The 16,249-nt window shown below is 67.6% G+C and carries 12 protein-coding genes and 2 pseudogenes; 1 reads left to right on the forward strand and 13 read right to left on the reverse strand.

Going from position 1 to position 16,249, the window contains the following annotated elements; all coding sequences use genetic code 11:
- Nucleotides 1-191 precede the first annotated feature (191 nt).
- The 8 genes from ABT063_RS48555 to ABT063_RS48590 form a co-directional block, all read right to left on the reverse strand.
- Nucleotides 192-956, reverse strand: coding sequence for an SDR family oxidoreductase (locus ABT063_RS48555; protein WP_351068035.1), 765 nt, complete (start codon nucleotides 954-956; stop codon nucleotides 192-194).
- 55 nt (nucleotides 957-1,011) lie between these two features.
- Nucleotides 1,012-1,668 carry a ScbR family autoregulator-binding transcription factor gene (locus ABT063_RS48560; RefSeq protein ID WP_351068036.1) on the reverse strand — a complete coding sequence of 219 codons (657 nt, stop codon included), beginning with the start codon at nucleotides 1,666-1,668 and terminating at the stop codon, nucleotides 1,012-1,014.
- A gap of 59 nt (nucleotides 1,669-1,727) precedes the next feature.
- Entirely contained in the window at nucleotides 1,728-2,216 is a 489-nt protein-coding gene (locus tag ABT063_RS48565) for a hypothetical protein (RefSeq protein ID WP_351068038.1), read from the reverse strand.
- A 394-nt stretch (nucleotides 2,217-2,610) separates the two neighbouring features.
- Entirely contained in the window at nucleotides 2,611-2,832 is a 222-nt protein-coding gene (locus ABT063_RS48570) for a winged helix DNA-binding protein (protein WP_351068090.1), read from the reverse strand.
- Between the two features lie 432 nt (nucleotides 2,833-3,264).
- On the reverse strand, nucleotides 3,265-4,710 hold the full coding sequence (locus ABT063_RS48575) for a GH1 family beta-glucosidase (RefSeq protein ID WP_351068041.1): 1,446 nt from the start codon (nucleotides 4,708-4,710) through the stop codon (nucleotides 3,265-3,267).
- A 68-nt stretch (nucleotides 4,711-4,778) separates the two neighbouring features.
- Nucleotides 4,779-5,036 (reverse strand): hypothetical protein, encoded by a 258-nt coding sequence (locus ABT063_RS48580; protein WP_351068043.1) that lies wholly within the window; start codon nucleotides 5,034-5,036, stop codon nucleotides 4,779-4,781.
- 46 nt (nucleotides 5,037-5,082) lie between these two features.
- Complete coding sequence (locus tag ABT063_RS48585) at nucleotides 5,083-6,090, reverse strand: RNA-binding protein (RefSeq protein ID WP_351068046.1); 1,008 nt, start codon at nucleotides 6,088-6,090, stop codon at nucleotides 5,083-5,085.
- Nucleotides 6,091-6,426: 336 nt separating this feature from the next.
- Nucleotides 6,427-7,710: a hypothetical protein gene (locus tag ABT063_RS48590; protein ID WP_351068049.1), complete on the reverse strand. Its 1,284-nt coding sequence runs from the start codon at nucleotides 7,708-7,710 to the stop codon at nucleotides 6,427-6,429.
- A 544-nt stretch (nucleotides 7,711-8,254) separates the two neighbouring features.
- Here ABT063_RS48590 and ABT063_RS48595 point away from each other — a divergent pair.
- Nucleotides 8,255-9,040, forward strand: a pseudogene (locus tag ABT063_RS48595) (IS630 family transposase); the annotation flags it as partial.
- 44 nt (nucleotides 9,041-9,084) lie between these two features.
- Here the strand turns inward: ABT063_RS48595 and ABT063_RS48600 are convergent.
- The 5 genes and pseudogenes from ABT063_RS48600 to ABT063_RS48620 all read right to left on the reverse strand — a co-directional run bounded on the left by ABT063_RS48600 (nucleotide 9,085) and on the right by ABT063_RS48620 (nucleotide 15,811).
- Complete coding sequence (locus ABT063_RS48600) at nucleotides 9,085-9,774, reverse strand: lipase family protein (protein ID WP_351068051.1); 690 nt, start codon at nucleotides 9,772-9,774, stop codon at nucleotides 9,085-9,087.
- Nucleotides 9,710-13,924 carry a hypothetical protein gene (locus tag ABT063_RS48605; protein ID WP_351068053.1) on the reverse strand — a complete coding sequence of 1,405 codons (4,215 nt, stop codon included), beginning with the start codon at nucleotides 13,922-13,924 and terminating at the stop codon, nucleotides 9,710-9,712. The genes ABT063_RS48600 and ABT063_RS48605 overlap by 65 nt, the downstream gene beginning before the upstream one ends.
- Nucleotides 13,925-14,541: 617 nt before the next feature.
- Nucleotides 14,542-14,892: a hypothetical protein gene (locus tag ABT063_RS48610; protein ID WP_351068091.1), complete on the reverse strand. Its 351-nt coding sequence runs from the start codon at nucleotides 14,890-14,892 to the stop codon at nucleotides 14,542-14,544.
- Nucleotides 14,893-15,055: 163 nt separating this feature from the next.
- Nucleotides 15,056-15,292, reverse strand: a pseudogene (locus ABT063_RS48615) (transposase family protein); the annotation flags it as partial.
- 117 nt (nucleotides 15,293-15,409) lie between these two features.
- Nucleotides 15,410-15,811: a VOC family protein gene (locus ABT063_RS48620; RefSeq protein ID WP_351068056.1), complete on the reverse strand. Its 402-nt coding sequence runs from the start codon at nucleotides 15,809-15,811 to the stop codon at nucleotides 15,410-15,412.
- Between the last annotated feature and the right edge of the window lie 438 nt (nucleotides 15,812-16,249).

Below are 16,249 nucleotides of genomic sequence, written 5' to 3' on the forward strand. Positions count from 1 at the left end.
TGGTGGGTGGGCCCAGGGGTTTTTCGCCCCCGCCGCCCCTACCGGTCCCATCCCCGGGGGGGGGGGCGCGACGAACCCCCCCGCGGGGGGGGGGCGCGGCCCCGCCCCCGGGGGGTGGCCGTGGGGGAGCCGGCGGGGGGGGCGCCCCCCCCCAGTTGCGGGGGGGGCCCCAACCCCGCCGTCGTGTCCTGTCAAAGTCGCGAACCGCCACTGACGTCGATGCACTGACCGGTGACCCAGCGGGATGCGTCCGACGCCAGGAAGGCAACGACCTCAGCGACGTCGGACGGCTGGCCGAGACGGTTGAAGACGGACCAGGCCGCGAGCTCACCCTGGCCTTCCGGGGTTGCCCGCTTTCCCGCGTTCATGTCGGTCTCGACGAATCCGGGTCCCACCGCGTTGACCGTGATACCGCGGTCTCCGACTTCCTTGGCCAGGGCCAGGGTGAAGGTGTTCAAGGCACCCTTCGTCATCGAATACACAACGGACTCGGGGTAAGCGATCCTGGTGGCCGCTGACGAGACGTTGATGATGCGGCCACCGTCCCGCAGGTTCTTGAGCCCCCGCTGCACAAGGAAGAGCAGAGATCGGGTGTTCACCGCGAAGAGACGGTCGAACAGCTCAGGGGTCACCTCGTGTATCCGCGCCGACCCACTGATCCCCGCGTTGTTGATCAGTATGTCGAGCTCGGGTCCCTCTCCGTGCCGCGCCAGACCGTCCTCCAACTGGACATACAGTGCCTCCACATCGCCGGGCACGCCCAGTTCGGCACGAACGGGAAACGCCCGCCCACCCTCCTCTTCGATCAGTTCGAGGGTCTGCCTCGCAGCCGCCTCGTTCCCACCGTAGTGGACCGCGACCAGGGCTCCCTCCCGTGCCAGTATGCGTGCGATTTCTCTACCGATCCCACGGCTGGCCCCGGTGACCAGCGCCGTCTTTCCGTCCAGCGTGTGCACGTCTGAACTCCCCCTTATGGACATTCGGCAGCAGCTTGACAACCGCGAATTCTTCTTAGCACTCACTGATGGACTTGGGGACACCCACGGCCGGCGCCGTGGTTCTGATCTGCCACTCGGCGCTTCCGGACACAAGGAGCGGAAGGACCAATTCCCATAGGTGACCCAGCCATTGCCCTGTCTCCTCTCGGGGCACCCGCATCCATGTCAGCGTTTCGACACCGGACACGACAGCTGTGACCAAGGTGCGCGCCGAAACATCCGTCACCGAGGGTCCGAGCTCGCCGTTGCGACGCGCGTCCTCGAGCAACTTCCACAACCGGCCGAGCCAGAGCGGATAGAAGTCCAGCGACAACGGAGTGTCTTGCGCGCGCTCCCGCGTAACGCGTACGCCGGCCTTGACGAACGGGTTGTCACGCAGCAGTTGATTCAGTGTGTGCGTTGCGTCGACCACGACCTGCAGGAAGACCGGTTCGAGATCTCTCAGCTCCTCCACCGTCGTCTCGAGGATGTCCTGCCCGCGCGCCAACACCGCGTTCGCCAGGTCGTCCTTGGTCGAGAAGTGGAAGAACAGAGCCCCTTTCGTCACCCCGGCGGACCTGCTCACCTCCGCCAGCGACGCCCTGGTAAAGCCTTGAGCCGCAAACTGCTCCGCGGCCGCCAGCACCAGCCGCTCCATGGTGCGTTCGGACCGCTCCTGCTTCGCCATCATGGCCGACCCTCATAAAAAAATACCGGTTGGATGGTGTTACGCGCTTAAACATCGTGACTTCAGGCGGCCCGGACACGGAATCCCGCCCCACGATGCCCCGCGACGGCCTGAACCTCGGGCACACGCACCTGCCGGGCAGGGAGCAGATAGGCGGCGTCCACAAGATCCGACAGCACTTGCGCGACACCGAATCCCTGCAACCGTGCGGCAGCATGACGCAGCTCCTGCCAAGACCCGCCGCCCGTACCACCCACGAAGACGGGGCACTGAACAACTCCGGCGGCTCGCATCTCGCCGAGGCCGGCGAGCTGCCGCACAGCGCTTCGGACACTCGCGTCACAGATGAACAGCAGAGCCTCCGCGTCACGCCTCCGGGAAAGCTCAGCGGCCGCCCGCTCCAACGTGACACCCGTTCCGAGGTTCACCGCCCGGATGCCACGACAGCTCAGCCGCATGCAGATCAGAAAGCTGTCGGTCGCGGATGCCGACTCCCCCAGCACTCCGACGACGACCAGCCGCCCCCCGAGTCCGATCTCGAGATCACTCATCTGCCCCTCCTTCAGCAACTCCGTTACGAGCGCCGAGAGTCCACCGAGCCACCCTCGTCGACCAGCACCCCTCCAGATTAAAAACCGGTCGACTGGAATGTCAACTGATACCGGTCGAACGGCTTGTAATAACCGTCGTGGTGCGCCGCGTGGCCAAACGCGAGCGAACAGACCGCCGAGGCACCAGCGTTGATGACCAGGGTTCTTGTTCTCACGGCCCCTGGCTCGCGGACCTCGGCCGGGAGTTCGAGCTGGTCTGGGCGACAGGCTGGGAAGACGAAGCGAACACCTTCATCGCGCCCGTCCTGAACCTGCCCACTCTTGCCGGTCGTCCGTTTCCCGCCCGCGCCCTTCGATCCGGCGGAGAAGGGTCCTCTTCCTTGGCCTGGTCCCACTACGGGTCACGGCCGGGCCGGGTCGGCTCGCTGTCCGCCCCTCCCTCTGCCAGTTCCCTGACCTCCAGATCGCCCTCGCTCCACAGGAAGTTGAGCAACCGGAAGCCGGCACAGGACCAGCCGAACTGCCGGTGGTAGGCGTCCGATCCCGTCGAGAGCTGCATGAACACCCTGTTCAGGTTCAGGGCGACGAGCATCCGAGCACGGTCCTCGTCAGACACCAGACCTGCTTGCCGATGGTTCTCGCCCAGGAGTTCAGCCCGCTCGTGCCCGGTCGCTTGACGCCGTGATCACCATTTCTCTGTCAAGTGTGCGGGTAGGACGGGCCACGCACTTGCGTCATGCCGCAACGGGACCTCGCACAATTTTGGGCCCGCTCACCATCGGACAGAAGCCGCAACGGCGCTGTGCGGCAGATGAGGGGCGGGGTGTTCACTGCCATGGAGATCAAGTGCACGCAATGCCAGGGTGCTGACCTTCAGCCCGGTTTCGTTGAAGGCGGCGGTGACCACTCGAACGGGTACACACGCTGGATACCCGGACCGCTGGAGCGGGGGCTCTTCGCCTCGCACGAGGGCTGACGGACGACGCATCCGTCCGACCGCCCCGCCTACTCGCCCCACGATGGGCGCCAGCGGTCCGCGGCCTGCACCTCAGCTGTCCGGCAGCGGTGGGATGCTGCCTGTCACTGCCAGGTCCCGGTACCAGATGGCGCTGTCCTTCGGTGTGCGGCGCTGGGTCTCGTAGTCGACATGGACGATGCCGAAACGCTTGGAGTACCCGTAGCCCCATTCGAAGTTGTCCATCAGTGACCACACGAAGTAGCCGCGCAGATCAACACCGGAGGCGAGGGCCCGGTGGGCGGCGACGAGGTGGCGACGGAGGTAGTCGATGCGCTCGGGGTCGTGTACGGCGTGGGTGCCGTCGCCGCGGACGGAGACATGGTCCTCGAAGGCTGCTCCGTTCTCGGTGATGGCCAGGGGCTGGTTCGGGAACCGGGCGTGCAGGTCCAGGAGGAGTTCCTCGAGGCCCTTGGGGTCGATGTTCCAGCCCATGGCGGTGTGCGGGCCCTCCTGCTCGACGAACTCGACGTGCGGCGAGCCGGGCCAGGGGGAGCCTCCCATGTCCTTGTGGCCGTCGTTGTTCTGACGTGGGGTCACGCCGTCCCACAGGCGGACGGTGGTGGTGGCGTAGTAGTTGACGCCGAGCAGGTCCAGGGGCTGGTGGATGTGGGTGAGGTCGCCGTCCTGGACGAAGGCCCAGTCGGTGACCGCGGCGGTGTCCCTGAGGAGGTCCTCCGGGTAGTGACCGCGCAGCAGGGGCTCGGTGAAGGAACGGTTGGCCAGCGCGTCGATGCGGCGCACGGCCTCGTCGGCGCCGTCGCCCTTGCCTCTGAGGACGTGGAAGTTGAGGGTGATGGAGTATTGCGGGCGGTTGGTGGCGACCGCCCTGAGCTGTTGGGCGGCCAGGCCGTGGGCGAGGTTGAGGTGGTGGACCGCGGTCAGCGCCGCGGCGCCGTCGGTGCGGCCGGGCGCGTGGGCTCCGGATCCGTAGCCGAGGTAAGCGGAGCACCACGGTTCGTTCAAGGTGGTCCAGACCGCGACGCGGTCGCCGAGAGCGGTGCCGACGATGCGGGCGTAGTCGGCGAAGGCGAAGGCGGTGTCGCGGTTCGTCCAGCCGCCGGCGTATTCGAGGGCTTGGGGCAGATCCCAGTGGTAGAGGGTGGCGACGGGGGTGATGCCCCGGTCGAGCAGGCCGTCGACCAGGCGGCCGTAGAAGTCCAGTCCTTTGGGGTTGGCCGGGCCGTGGCCGGTGGGCTGGATGCGCGGCCAGGAGATTGAGAACCGATAGGCCCGCAGGCCGAGGGACGCCATGAGATCGAGGTCTTCCTCAAGGCGGTGGTAGTGGGCGGCGGCGATGTCGCCGGTGTCCCCGTTCCATGTCTTGCCAGGGGTGTGGGAGAAGGTGTCCCAGATGGAAGGACCGCGTCCGTCGTCGGTGGCGGCGCCTTCGACTTGGTAGGCAGCGGTTGCGGAGCCGATGAGGAAGTCCGAGGGGAACGCCAGGTGCCCGGTGGGTTCGTTCGGGGACGTCGGCATGCACGTGCCTCTCTGATGTCGTTGTGACGGGTCGGGTTGATGTCGTTCTGGCGGGTCGAGTCCTGATATCAGGCGAGTTGGTGGGTCCAGCCGTCCGCGAGCGTCGAGGTGACATGGACGTGCCCCTCGGCGCGAGTCGTGGTGAACACGGCGGTCCTGCCGGTGACCGGGCTGGTGACCGTGACGTCCGTGCTGCTGTCCGGGCCCGGGTAGACACGCAGGGTGAGGCCGTCGAGGTAGTCGTAGTCCGGGCCACAGGCGAACTGTCCTGTCTCAACGATGTGGGATCTCAGATTCCGTGGCCGAATCTCACGACCGATGGCCACTCGATGGCCTGTCGGCCACGAATCTGAGACAGTCCGGTCGGAGCGCTCACCCTTGGGGCTGACGAAGTGCCCAGTCGCGGTCGCTTGGCGTCGGCTCGGTCCGCCAACGAGCCCGTAGGACTCCGTCGTTGTCGGGCATGACAGCAGTGCACAGAGGTACACGTTCACCCGCATATACAGACAGGAGCGCGGCGGCATGGGCACGGGATATCCGGGCGGTCAGTTCGGGGAACTCGTCCTCGTCGGCGATGGCGCTGCGGATGTTGCCGTCGTCGTCCTGCCACACGCCTTCGACGAGGCCATCAGCGGGCAGGGCTCTCAGGACGGCGTCGATGTCGGTGGACAGGGACGGCCAGACGGCGAGACGGGCCCGGGGAGCCAGTCCAACGCGAACGGGGTCGAAGGTGTCGCTGGTGAGGTGGTGCCATCGTGAGGCACCTTCGAGATACGTCTCTTCCAGGATTCCTGCACGGCCGGTGACGACTGCCCTGTGCAGGTCGGCCCAGAAGTCGTCATCGCCGGGCCGCTGGATGACCTGCTCTTCCTCCTCGGCCTCGAAGGCGTACGGGGAGGCGTCCAGGCGTTCCGGGAACAGTCCGAGCTCGCGGGTGCGGGCCAGCGCTTCCTCGCAAGGCCGGCTGCTGCTGATGTAGAGGTACTGGTCCCACCCCACGTGGACCGCGAACGTGTCCTCCGCCTCCAGTCGGCACCAGGCCCCGCTGTCGCGCAGCATGGCCCGCACCAGCTCCAGCGCGATATCGAGCGGCATCTGTGCCCCGTCGTGGAAACCGGCTTGGCCGGACGGGAAGAGCCGTGCCAGGCCGAAATCGTCCACCGGAGGCTCAACACCGAAGTGTGAGAGGGAGGGAACCTGCGGTTCGCGCACGACCAGGTGATCGATGCCGGTGTCCGCGGCGAAGGCCGCGACCGCCCGAAGACAGGCCGCCTCGACCTCGCCGTGGTCGCTGACAGTGTCCTCAGGACCGGTGTAGCGGCCATGTCCATCGCGGTCAGCGGGGTCGTACTTGGTGACGCGGTACACGTAGGTCAGCACGGCCTCATCCTTCCGCACAGGCCCGACGCCACGCCGAGGAAATACCAGGCAGCCGAGACACCGGGATAGGGACAAGCTCTGAGACACGTCCGAAACTTCCTGGTCACAGCGATGCTCCGTGCCACGAGTCGCGAGGTCCTACACCTTTGTGGGATCTCAGATCCCGTGGCCGAATCTCACGAACGATGGCCGAGCGATGGCCGAGCGGCCACTGCCCCGTCTCGCTGAGCGTGGATGCTTCTCATGGATTCGGGCGGGGCGGACCTCGAATCCCACGGTCGGTGGCCGGCGCAGTGGCAAGGGCCGGCGATGACCCTCGCCATCAGGCGGTTTGCGTCATCGCTTGGCGAGGTGGACCTCTGCGCCGTTGTCGGTGTAGACCAGCGCGGCGTAGGCGTTGACGCGATCGGGGACAATCCCCGCGTCGGAGCTGACCGTTCGTCCGGTACGCCCATCGACGACGAACGCTCCGTTTTTGCCTTTGACATAGAACAGATCCTTGAACTCGGCTTCCACGGTGGCGTTCCACTCGTTGGGGCCGTCCCCCGCCGCCCGGCGCCACAAGATCTTGCCGGCTTTGTCCACCGCGAGCGCCCCGTCCTGCTTCGACGCGCACAGCAGAACGGTGCCGCCCTCGCCGTGATCGCAGTTCATGCGGCTGGTCAGGCCGGCCCGCTTGGACAGCACGAAGTCGCCGGTCGCGATCTCGATCAGTCGCGCCTGCTCGCTGTCGTCGTCGAGTTTGGCCAAGGGCGTGTCGTTCGATCTGACAGCCCAGGTGGCCCCGTCCGGCACCTCCTTGACCCACAGATCACGGCCGTCGGTCGCGGCGACGCCGGCCATCGAGTATTCCTCGTCCGGCTCTTCGCGGAACCCCAGAACGGCGTCGCCGGATCCGCCCAGCATCCAGAAGCCCGCACGCTGCCACAGCATGCGGGGCTTGTCGTCCAGGGAGACCGCGAAGGTGCCTGTCCAGTAGTCGTCCTCAGTCCAGGTGACGGTCATCACGCCGTTCCCGGGCTCGACCAGGAGCGCGCCGAGCTTGCCGGCCGGGTCACCGTAGATGTCCACGGGAAGCCGCCAGATCAGCTTGCCGTTGTCCGCCCGAGCGGCGATCACCTCGAACCCGGCCTGGGCCGAACCGCCGCCCTTCTTGGCGAGCTGGACCGGTACGACGGCGACCACTGCCGGTACACCGCCGATCTGCACCGGCAGAGGGAACGACACGCGGCTTCGTACCAAGTCGGCCTGCTTCTTGCTCAGATCGCGTGGCGCCGGCAGGTCGTACGTGGGCGTGTTCTGGGTCGTGATGTCGGTGACGGCCTTCCCCGTGGCCAGGTTGTACATCGTCATGCCGGACGCGTGCGTGAGCCAGGCCGCACGCCCGTACAAAGCGATGGGGGGATTGCCCTTCGGGCCGGTCGGCAGGACATGGGCCGCCTTGCCGTCGAACGTCAGGGGCGCCGCAGCCCGTGGATCGCCACTGAGGTCGAGGGCCTTCCGGGTGGGCGAGCGGGTGGCCGCCGGACTGTCGCCTTCCTCCGTCGGGCCTGCTGTGCACGAGGCCAACAGAGCCACTGCAGCCAGGGCGATGACACCTTCACGTACCGGACTTCTCATCCCAGTCTCCGCGTTCCGTGACCTGTGAGGCCGACTCGGTCGGTGACCAGGTGGGCACCCCTGACATCAGCACATGCGACCACCGGTGGGCCGGGACCGGTCCCGACCTCGCACCGGGTGGAGTTCTCTGTCGCGAGGGGATGATGACAGCTGGCATCGATCTCGCCGCGGAACCCGTCGGGATGGTCGAGCAGGATGTGATCGCACAGCTGATGGGCCAGCCACAGACCGTAGCCGCATTCAGGGCCTCAGCCGCAGAGAAACACCAGGGCCTTGGCCTGGAATCAGCCACCTTCACTGGGAGTTCTGGAAGCGGGCGTCTCGGCGTCCTGACGAGGCCCAGCTCGACAAGCACTCCTCGCCATGATCGATGAGATGCGTGCGCGACGCTGGCTGCGCCTCGCCCAGGACGCGGTGCCTCGCCCGTCATGAGTCGCAGTTCAACCTGTCACCCCACAGGTCAACGGCCCCACATCTGCAAGGCCTAATGAGGCGTGACAGCTCGTGAGCACCGCAGGTCAGCGGATCGTCGCCCTCGGCCGGGCACGGCTGGCCGGACCAGACCTGGACCCTGTCGCGGATCAAGACCCTGATCGGGCGCCGGTTCCACAAGAGCTATACCATCCAGGGCGTCGCCGCGCTGCTCAGACGGCATGGCTGGACCTGCCAGGTTCCGGCCCGCCGTGCCATCGAGCGAGACGAGGCGGCGGTGGCCGGCTGGGTGAAGGAAACCTGGCCGCAGGTGGAAGGACCGTGGCGGCTCGGCGCCTGGCTCGTCTTCGAGGACGAAGCCGGCTTCTCGATGACGCCGCCGACCACCCGCACCTGGTCCCGCCGCGGCCACACCTTCGTCGTCCGTGTCCGGGGCCGATCCCGCCGCCGCTTATCCGTCGCCGCGCTGGTCTGCCACAAGCCCGGCGAACGCTCCCGGTTGATCTACCGGCCCTGCCCCGACGCACGTCCCGACGGGCGCAAGAGCTTCCCTTGGAAGGACTACCGCGACCTGATCCAGACCGCGCACGACCAGCTCGGCGGCCCCATCGTGCTGGTCTGGGACAATCTCAACACCCACCTCACGGCAGGGATGCGTGGGTATGTCGCTGACCGTGACTGGCTCACGGTCTTCCAACTGCCGCCCTGCGCACCCGATCTCAACCCCGTCGAGGGCATCTGGTCCGTGCTGCGGCGCACTGTCTTGGTCAACCGGGCCTTCGCCGACCCTGACGACCTGATCACCGCTGTCCGCCGGGGACTACGCCAGTTCCAGTACCGCCCCGACGTCCTCGACGGTTGCCTCACCGGCACGGGCCTCCAGCGCGAGCCACCATGACGACACCACGCTTTAAGGGTCCTTAGTCGACGGCGGCTGCCGTATCAGCAGTGTTGGAGCACTCGGCCGAGGGAGGTGGACGCGAGGTAGTTCTTGGCCAGGTGAAAGTCGAAGGCGCTGATCACGGTGTGTTCGTCGAGATCCACTCCGGCGAATTTCCGGCTGACCCCGTACGCCGGTATCGCCACGAGGTCCCCCGGATCGGCGAGGTTGATCCAACGCTGCACGCTGGGCGGCCGCCGTCCTCGCTCGTTCCGTGGTGCGGGATCCAGCCGGGGGAAGACGGCGTGAGGCAGGGCCAGCGGAGAACCCAGCGTGATCAGGGTCCGCACCTTGAGCTCCGGATAGGCCCAGAGCGTCTCATACGCCACGACCGACCCAAGGGAATGCGCCACGACCGTGTCGGCCTGGTGCGCGGCGATGACCTCCGCGACGCGGTTGCGCACCAGGGTTCGGTAGCGGTGGTTCTCGTACCTCAAGTAGGTGGCCACCTCGCGGAAGAAGGTCGCCAGGAACCATTCGGTGGCCGTCTTCCCGGGAAACCGGGTCCTGGCCAGCCAGGCGACGGCCTGCCGTGGCGCCCACGTGCCCCAGCCCGCTGCCACACTGTCGGGCATGTCCAGCTGCCGCAGCCAGGCGTGCAGCAGTTCCAGTTCGAAGTCGTCCAGATCAGTCAGGTCGGTTGCGGCGCTCTGTCGGCCGGAGCCCCTCAGCAAGTCGGCGTAGTAGGCCACCGCGAGTTCCTGGACCTGCCGACTGCCGGTGTGCAGACTCGTCCGCCAGATCCGCGAGAGGTGGACGGATGCCTGGTCCGGTGACTCTCCCGCCCGGTAGTTCCCCACTCCGTGGACTCCGACGATCCGCATGCGCTCCTCCGCCCTCGCGGTGCATCACGATCACTTCACAGCCTGCTCCGAGCAACAGGTGGCCGTCCGCGGTGAATGTCAAAGCGCCGACGGCGGCGGGGATTCGAAGGGTCTCCTCCCGCCCCATCCCCAGGTCCCAGAAGCGCACCGCACGACCTCCGCCCGTCACCGCCAGTTGACGACCATCGCATTCCACGTACGACATCGCCACCGCACCGTCGGCATGGTCGCCGAGGTCCCTGATGGCTTGGCCTGTGGCCAGGTCCCACAGGTGTACGGCCCCTTGGCTGTATGGGCCGGGATCCTTTGCAGGACCGGTGACCAGCAGCATTTCCGACACGTAGGAGCGCGCCGTGGCGAGTGCGAGCCTGCCGTCGATGCTCGCGACGGTTGCCGCCCTGACGTGGGTAAGTCCCAGGACGGGCTGCCCGGCAGGCTCACCGGTCTCGAGGTCCCAGACCCAAAGCGGCTGCGCGTACCCGCCGCCGCTGACGACGACCGGTCGCCCGTGCTGCGTCAGACACGCCACGGCGTCAGCTCCCGTGTGCTCTCCTCGCCTTGTACGGAACGGACGGCCGGTGCGCAGGTTCCACGCCTTTGCCGGTCCGGCGAAATGGCCGCTGGTGACGGCATGCAGGTCGCTGCGGAGCTCGGTGCACGCGAGTAGCCGCACGGGTCCCGCACGGCTGATGAGGGGACGGCCGTACGGTCGCCCGGCCCGCAGGTCCCAGATGCGCAGGCCGTCGAACTCGCCGCTGGTCACAGCGACGGGTCTGCCGTCGAACTCGGTGCACACCACACGGCGTACGGCGCTGCCGTCTCCGGTGAGCCGGTCCCCGACGGGCCGGCCCGTGGCCAGGTCCCACACCTGCAATGTGCCGTCCATGCTGCCGCTGACGGCCATCTCGTCACCGTCGATCACGCAGCTGTCGACCGACGTCACGAAGTCCGCGTGTCCCAGGCGCTCGGTGTTCCGGGAGGGCGTCGGGGCCAGCTTCCATACCCGCACGGCGCGGTCGTACTGGTTCGCGGTCACGGCGAGCGGCTGGCCGTCCACGGTCATGGTCAACGCCTGCGTCGTCCTCTCCCGCACGGAAAGCTCGTCGCCCCAGTGCTGGCCGCCGCTCAAGTCCCATGCTTGCAGCGGTGCACCGTCCGGGTCGCCGCACACGGCGATCGGCCTGCCCGCCACTATCGTGACTGTCACGCTACGTGCCGGGCCGGTGGCGATGGTGCGGTGTTTGTGTCCGGTGGTCAGGTCCCACACCTGGAGTTCCGAGCCTCCGACGACCGCCATGGGCAGGCCGTCCACCTGCGCACAGATCACCTTGCGCTTCCATGCGCTGTCTACCTGCATCGTGTGCAGTGGTCGACCCGTGGTCAGGTCCCACGTCTTGAGCAGTCCGTCCTGGTACCCCGCGGTGACGACCACGGCACGACCGTCGATGGTCGTACACGTGAGAACCTCCACGGATCCCTCGTGGGCGTTTGCAATCCGCTGCACCCGGCGTCCGGTGATCAGGTCCCACGCCCACACGTGACCGGAGATGTAGCCGTCTGCCGTCACCACGACGGGACGGCCGTCCAGCTCGGTGCACGCGATGGTCTTCGCGCCGAAGTGCTCGGGCCGGATGTCGAGATGCGGCCGCCCGGTGGCCACGTCCCAGACGCGCACCTTGCCGTCGTAGTTGAGATTGTTGGCGGTGACGACCACCGGGCGTCCCCGAACCGTCGCACACGCCATCGTCTTGACCGCCTCCAGACCTGTCTGGATCTCCGTCCGTAGATGTCCGGTGCGGACGTCCCACACGCGAACGGCCCCGTTGTGCTCGCTCCCGGTGATGACGACGGGACGCCCGTCGACTTCTGCGGCGGCCAGCGATCCCACGCTGTCCCTATGGTCGAAGGCCATGCGTACGTCGTCGCTTGTCTGGGCGTTGGTGGCCCACAGCGGGTGCCACGCGCCGGGCCGCTGGAGGGTGGCGAGGCTCGCGCGGAGCGCGGAGTGCCGCTGGCGGGCGGCGTCGATGGCCAGCAGTTGTCGTCGTTCGTCCGCGCTCGCGCCCTGGTGTTCCTCCCAGGAGGCACGGAAGACGGCAGCGGTCCGTCGGCTCGGCTCGCTTTCGGCACGGTCCAGGGCCGGCATGAGGGTGTTGAGGTCGGCGTGGAGGAGGAAGTCGGCGTCGGTGGCCAGTTCGTCGGCACGGCCCGCGTCTACGGCGTGTTCGATGGCGTGCCGCAGCAGGTACTGTGGCGCGGCTGCCCAACTGGTCTGCCGTACGGGTGCGTCGGTGGGGGCGAAGGGACCGAGCAGCCGGTCGAGGATCATGCTGTGGTCGAGGCCGCCCGGTGTGCGCGTTCGGCGCAGATAGTCCGTGAGTCCCTGGTGGAAGAGGCGGTACAGGGTAGTGCCGTCCTGCTCCATGCTGGTGCGCAGGTAGAAGCGGGCGTCGTGGTCGAGCAGGTCCTGGATGTCGTCGGAGCCGCTCTCCGGGTGGAACGCCATGGCCAGCAGGGCGATGAGTTCGGCGGGCATGCCGTCGCCCTTGGCGTGAGAGGCGGCGGCGAGCACCGCGCGCAGGGCGTCGGGTCGAGCGTGGGTGTTCAGGTCCAGGGCGAGGACGTCGGGCAGTGTGGTGGGGACGGTGGAACCCAGCCGGTCGGCCTCGACCACGTCCCGCGCGGGGAGGCGGTTGTGTACGTACCGGGTGAACAGGCTCCCCACCAGGAAGGCGCCCCATTCACCGTGACCACTCGCCGGTGAGGTGAGCCGTGCAGCCACGGCGGCGGCCAAGTGCTCCCGTACGGTGCGCTGCTCGCGGGCGGCGTAGTTGTCGAGATCGCCGAAGCTGCTGGTGAGGTGGTCGGCCAGGTCGGCGCGCAGTTCCTCGGCGGCCACGGTGTCCAGGTCGATCAGCCCATGCTCCGCGGCCGCACGATCGCGCAGTTCCCGGAACTGCTCCCAGGGGCGCATGCCGACTAACAGTCGGCAGATCGGTCGGCCGTCGGAACGGGTGGCGCGGGCGAGGGGCAGCAGCAGATTCGTGGTGATCGACTCCGGATCGACGGCCTCGTCCAGGGCGTCCAGCACGATCGGGGGCGGCACCGGCAGCGTGGCGATGGCGCCGATGAGCGACTGTGCGTGCCAGCCGTCCGCGGGAGTCGGGAGTTTCAGCTGCCGTGCGATCGAGGCCACGACGTCGTTCAGATGACGCTCCCGGGCGTGCACCGCGGCCAGACTGACGTGCACCGACGGGCAGCCAAGCGGATCCTGAGCCTGGAGCCGGGCACGGACGTGAGGTACCACGGTCCTCAGTTCGCCGTGCGCCGCGCACACCAGAGCCCCCAGGATGGCGGATTTGCCGACGCCGGGACTGCCGGTGACCACCCTGAGCCCGCCCACCGCGTCGTCGTCCAGCCAGGGCGCCAAGAGCCGCAGTTGACTGCGTCGGCCCACGAAGTGATGGCCCGCCCGGTCGGTGAAATGCTCCGCGTCGCCACCGTCGATGTCGGCGAGGTCGTCCAGGAAGGCGCGCAGGGGCGGATCCATGCCATGCCGCGCCCGCCGCAGCACGTCAGCGCGGAACCTCGGGTTGGGAAAGAACGGCAGCTCCGGCTCGTCAAGCCCCAGGTCCATCGCGGTGGCGAAGACCGTCTGGGGCACGCCGGGCATGGCCTCAACCCGCCTGCGGACGTGCCGCGCCACGACGGAGAAGGCCACGTACCGCCGGGTGATGTCCGCACCGAGCCCTGTATGGGACAACTCGTCGAGAACGTCGGCCACCGCTCTGCTGAATCGTCCGTCATAGGCGTCCTCGTCCCCGCCCGAGGCGGCGAGGACCCACGCATGGGTGTCCCGGCCCGCATGCTGCAGCAGGAAGGGCAGTCGTGCCGCACGCCCCGATCGGCAAAGGTCAAGCAGAAACAGGGTCGGGCGGGCCTGCGTCTGGGCCGCCGACACCCACTCACTGACGTTGGTGCCGATCCCGACCCGCCCCGAAGCCGGCACGATGTCCACGCGGCTCGGGTCTCCGTGCCGAGCCGTCACACCATGCGACATGACATGGACAATGCGGCAGTCTCCGCTCAGGGAATCCTCAATGGCTCGACGTAATTCGGCCTCGTCGGGGTCAATCGTCTGGACGGTGGAGTACCCAAGTCTGCTGAGGGAGCCCGCCACCCGCGGCAGCACGTCATAGACGAAGTCCAACGGCTGGAAGGCCACCGCCCCGACAGGTGTCTCGGCGTCGACGGGCGTCGTCCCAGCGAATTGCCCCACTCCCACCATCAGAGCCGTACCGCTCATCCGTCCCCCGTGTTACGCATCCGGACCCAACCGCCCCACTATGGCCACCGCGTGAATGGCCGGGCAAGTCATGGTCGACGCGGCCCTGGACCGCGGATACGAACTGTCCTTCCGAACGCACGTCTTCCTATGGAACGGCGACCCCGACCGGTTGTGAACTCCGAACGCCAGCAGGTGAGACGACAACCCTCATCAGGGACAAGATCGCGAGACAGAAGTGCCATGGCCCACGCATGAGACAGTCGCCCGACCAGCAGCTCGTCCGCACTCTGCGCGTGAGCGAGGCGGCGGACGGTATTGCGAGCCAGCCCGAGTTCACGGCCGATCGCTCACAGCCCAACTCCCTTGCTAAGGAGGGCGTGGACGGCGGCGTGCTGATCCCGGACTCGGTCGGACAGCCGACCAGTTGTCCGCGGTGCCGGTGGCGAGAGTGGTCCGAGCTCCTGCTTCTCCATGGCCGCGGCGGCCCCGGCCGCGAAGGAGTCGTGCGGTTCGCGCAGCAGGGCACGATGCTGGACGACCGTCGGTCCCGGCAGATCACTTCGACGCCGGGGTGACCGGCGAGCCAGCGGGTCCGTCGATATCGTCCGGTCCGGCAGCAGGTCGACGGGCTGGCGTGTCTCGATGTCGATCAGGATCGTGCCGTAGTGGTGTCCCTTGCGCAGGGCGAACTCGTCCACCCGAGGACTCGCGGTGCCGTCGTCTCGGGCTCCGGCCTGCCAGCATCACCGCAACGCGTTCAAGTACTGCCTGCAGGCCGGCACTTCGTCGCCCGTGCCGGAAGGTCAGCCCGTCGACCTGCTCAGCGAACGTCGCCTGCTCACAGGCACGTTCGCCGCATCGGAACCGCCGCACCTGTAACTCGATCAGCGCTGGACGCCCACCGACCGCACTGTCGGCGAGCCGGCGTACGTAACGGCTGCGCACTCGAACCGACAGCGTCCCGCACGCCGGACACGCGGCCCGTTCCCCGGCTGTCCGGGCCCGCACGGCTACCAACTCGCCTTCGGACACGACGTTTTCGATCACGACACCTTCGACCTGGTAGAACCACAGGTCCTGGAGGAGCACATCACCCACGGCCGTTCATGGTCGTGGTTTCGGTGACCCTCCGTGGCCCCGGCACTGAAAGTGATCCAGAACCAGCGTTCGGCCGTCGTCGAGACCGCGTCATTCGGCCGCTTTGATCAATGAGGCTCACTGTGTCTGGGCGTTGAACACCAGCTCCCACAGGTGCCCGTCATTGTCGGTGAAGTAGCCCATGTAGGACCCGTCATAGGTGCCCGCGGCCTTAGGGACCGTCCCGCCAGCTGCCGCGGCTCGGGCGAGGATGTCGTCGACCTCTGCCTTGCTGCCGATGGCGCAGGAGATGACGCACGCGCCCGCCACGGCAGCGTCGGGAGTGGCGACGCCGGCACGATCGGTGTACGTCGCGTACTCCTCGCGCTCGATCAGGAAGAGCGAAAGGTTCGGCAGCTCGAAGAGGATGGCGCCTGCGTCGATGCCTGCCGTGGACAACCCCAGTCCATCCCGGTAGAAGCGCAGAGACCTGTCCAGGTCGGCGACCGGAAGCGAGACGACGACGGTTTTCGGCTTCATGGTTCCTCCTGACGGGGCTGGGGATCACGATATTGCCTGTGCGATGCGATTCAGTGCTACTCAGCGGTCTGTCCTCGCGCAGGTTGATGCCGGGCTGCACATACTCCTTCATGCAGCACAAGGATGACTGCTGATGCCGGTCCTGAAGAACCGCCACGGAACTGAGACACGCGTACGCCGACAGGAGCTGAGACAGCTCAGAATCCCGCTGGTCAGAGCTGTGCTCTATGACACGAGCAGCGAGACCCTACAAGTCATGGGCAGTCTCCTGGCGTCGCGGTCTATCCGCAATGGCCGGGCTGGGGGGGGATGCCATGGACGGTCCTGCCGTGACAGTCAGTTATCGGTGCCGAGATGGTCAGGTTGCCGAGGTCGACCGTGGTCGAGCACCTTGGTGGCCGCCGGTGGTCATGCGGGGCCTGGTCGAGCTTTGTTGCG

The sequence above is a fragment of the Streptomyces sp. NPDC002838 genome, assembly GCF_040295365.1.
Classification (GTDB): domain Bacteria; phylum Actinomycetota; class Actinomycetes; order Streptomycetales; family Streptomycetaceae; genus Streptomyces.

Bases quoted from the DNA above. Each gene is read 5' to 3' on its own strand.
- ABT063_RS48620 (WP_351068056.1), bottom strand. From the start codon at position 15,811: ATGAAGCCGAAAACCGTCGTCGTCTCGCTTCCGGTCGCCGACCTGGAC.
- ABT063_RS48575 (WP_351068041.1), bottom strand. From the start codon at position 4,710: ATGCCGACGTCCCCGAACGAACCCACCGGGCACCTGGCGTTCCCCTCG.
- ABT063_RS48565 (WP_351068038.1), bottom strand. From the start codon at position 2,216: ATGAGTGATCTCGAGATCGGACTCGGGGGGCGGCTGGTCGTCGTCGGA.
- ABT063_RS48560 (WP_351068036.1), bottom strand. From the start codon at position 1,668: ATGATGGCGAAGCAGGAGCGGTCCGAACGCACCATGGAGCGGCTGGTG.
- ABT063_RS48590 (WP_351068049.1), bottom strand. From the start codon at position 7,710: ATGAGAAGTCCGGTACGTGAAGGTGTCATCGCCCTGGCTGCAGTGGCT.